This window comes from Stieleria sp. (genome assembly GCF_041595215.1).
GTDB classification, from domain to species: Bacteria; Planctomycetota; Planctomycetia; order Pirellulales; family Pirellulaceae; genus Stieleria; species Stieleria magnilauensis.
Genome location: NZ_JBFHKV010001147.1, coordinates 1 through 2,584, shown reverse-complemented (window position 1 = coordinate 2,584; position 2,584 = coordinate 1). Strand labels below are relative to the sequence as shown.

The following is a 2,584-nucleotide window of genomic DNA, read 5'->3' as shown; positions in this document are numbered from 1 at the left end:
TTCCGGCACGCCGGACAATCTGGAAGAGTTGCATGCGGCGATGGCCGAAGAAGACGCCGACATCGTCAAAATCGCCACCATGGCAAACTCGTTCGCCGACAACGTGCGGATGTTCGACCTGATTCGCAACGCCAAACTCCCCACGATCGGGATTTGCATGGGCGAGATCGGCACCATCACGCGAATTCTGGCCAACCGTTTCGGCGCCCCCTTCACCTATGCGACCTACAGCACGGACAAGAAGATGGCGCCCGGCCAGCTGAATTGGAAAGAAATGTCCAATTTGTACGACGTCAAAAACATCAACGCCGAGACCGAGTTGTTCGGCGTGATCGCCGATCCGGTCGCCCACAGCTACAGCCCCTTGGTGCACAACACGGCGTTCCATGCCGAAAAGATGAACGCGCGGTACCTGCCGCTGCGCGTCCCGCAAGACGATCTGCATCACTTCATGGACAGCGTCGACAAGATCGGACTCCGCGGCATCAGCATCACCATTCCCCACAAAGAGCGCGCGTTGGACTACTGCACCCAAGCCGAATCGAGCGCCAACGGGATCGGCGCGATCAACACCATGGTGTTTCATGAAGGCGATCGCCTGGGCTACAACACCGACTATCGCGCCGCGATGGATTGCATCGTCGAAGTCATGGAAAAGAAAGACGTGCCCCGCGAAAACGCGCTGCAGGGTGTCACCGCGATGGTGCTGGGCGCCGGCGGAGTCTCCCGCGCGATCGCCTGGGGGCTGCGGCAACGCCAGGCCGACGTCGTCATCGCCTCCCGCACCGAAGAGCGGGCTCGACTGCTGGCGTCGGAGATCGGTTGTCGCGTGGTGCCCTGGGAAGATCGACACAACCAAAAGGTCCAACTGCTGATCAACGGAACGCCCGTCGGCATGCACCCCGACGTCGACAAGTCCCCCTTCAAAGCGTCGGCGCTCAATCAATTCATGGTGGTCTTCGATACCGTTTACAACCCCGAGAACACCCTGCTGGTGAAGTACGCCAAACGGGCACAGTGTCGGATCATCACCGGGATCGATATGTTTGTCCGCCAGGCGGCCTATCAATTCAAATTGTTCACCGGGAAAGACGCTCCGGCGATGTTACTGCGAAAAACCATCAAGCAAGCGACCAATCCGGTCCAGCTTCACTGACCAGGGTTGGGCCACTGCATTGAACGATCTTCCGCCACCCGACCCCACGCCGCTGGTTCTACCGCAACTCCGACAGGCACTGCCCAGCGATGCCGCGGCAATCCATGCCTTACTGCGTCCCTTTGTGATGCAACGGCTGCTGCTCTCGCGAACCCATGCCGAACTGATCGAACTCACCCGGCACGGTTTCGTCGCAATGGTCGACGACGTGTCAGAGGCCCCGGCGCCCGACATTCCCTCACCGAGTGACCCGACTCCGAGCGACGAAGTCACGCCCGAGGAACCGGCCCAGCGCTGCGTCGGGTTTTCCGCGGTCGAGGTCTACAGCCCCAAGCTCGCGGAACTGCAATGCCTTGCCGTGCATCCCGACTACCAGCGGTTCGGCGTCGGAAAACGTTTGGTCCAGATGTGTGTGGACCGGGCCAGAGACCTTGGCATCATGGAAATCATGGCCATCAGTTCGTCCGACCGCTTCCTGGAAAACTGTGGTTTCCACTACTCGCTTCCCGATCAGAAGCGAGCTCTGTTCCAACAGCTCCGGCCCCGACCGTATGAGGATCGGAGCTGAAGTTTCAAGTTTCAAGTTTCAAGTTTCAAGTTTCAAGTTTCAAGTTTCAAGTTTCAAGTTTCAGCTAACCTGGAACCTGAAACCTGAAACCTGAAACCCTAAAAACTTTACTTGACCATCTCTTCGATCACAGCGTCCAGTTCGGCGGCGCGAACGTTGTGTCGCACGACGGTGCCGTCTTTGTCGACCAGCATCATCGTCGGCAGCGTTTGCACGCCGAAGGCTTTGGAGAGCCGGCTCGATTCCAAACCGCCCTCTTCGAACAACTGAATCCACGGCAAGCGATTCTCGCGCAGGAATGCTTCGGCATCGCCACGCCGTGCATCGACGTTGATGCCGACCAACGTCAACCCTTCTCGCTTGTAGCGGCCCTGCAGACGGCTGAGCAGTTTCATGTCTTGCTTGCAGGGTTCGCACCAGGTCGCCCAGTAGTGCACGACCACCGGTCGACCGCGAAGCTGTGAAAGCTTGAACGACTTGCCGTCGATGGTCGTGCCGTCGAGTTCGATCTTGCGTCCCACCGACTCCAGCCGCCGAACGGCGCCGGCGGCCTTTTCGCCGGCCTCGGTGCCTTTGTATCCGTCACGTACCTTTCGGTAGTACGCCAACGCCTCTTTCTCGTTGTCTTCGAACTCTTTGGCCAGCGCTAATTGAAGCATCGCTTGCGCGGATTCGATCGTCTGGGGGTGGGCATCGACGAAGGCGGCGAGCGTTTCCAAGTACCACATTTGGACCTTCTCAAAATCCGCATCCGGCGTTTGCTTGAGCACGTATTCGGCTTGGATGGCCTGGTAATCGGCATAGGCCGCCAACGCGTCATTGGCCCGGGCAAATTTGCCGGCCACGCGTTTCAGCCGGTC

Annotated in this window: 3 protein-coding genes; 2 read left to right on the top strand and 1 reads right to left on the bottom strand. The window is 59.0% G+C overall.

Annotated elements, in window-relative coordinates; all coding sequences use genetic code 11:
• The coding region (gene aroE / locus ABX749_RS29050; protein WP_372899118.1) for a shikimate dehydrogenase at positions 1-1,156 on the top strand (1,156 nt) is incomplete at its 5' end.
• A 19-nt stretch (positions 1,157-1,175) separates the two neighbouring features.
• Positions 1,176-1,724: a GNAT family N-acetyltransferase gene (locus ABX749_RS29045; protein WP_372899117.1), complete on the top strand. Its 549-nt coding sequence runs from the start codon at positions 1,176-1,178 to the stop codon at positions 1,722-1,724.
• 107 nt (positions 1,725-1,831) lie between these two features.
• On the opposite strand, the gene ABX749_RS29040 is transcribed toward ABX749_RS29045, so the two are convergent.
• Positions 1,832-2,584, bottom strand: a 753-nt coding sequence (locus ABX749_RS29040; RefSeq protein ID WP_372899116.1) for a redoxin domain-containing protein, incomplete at its 5' end; no start/stop codon positions are given.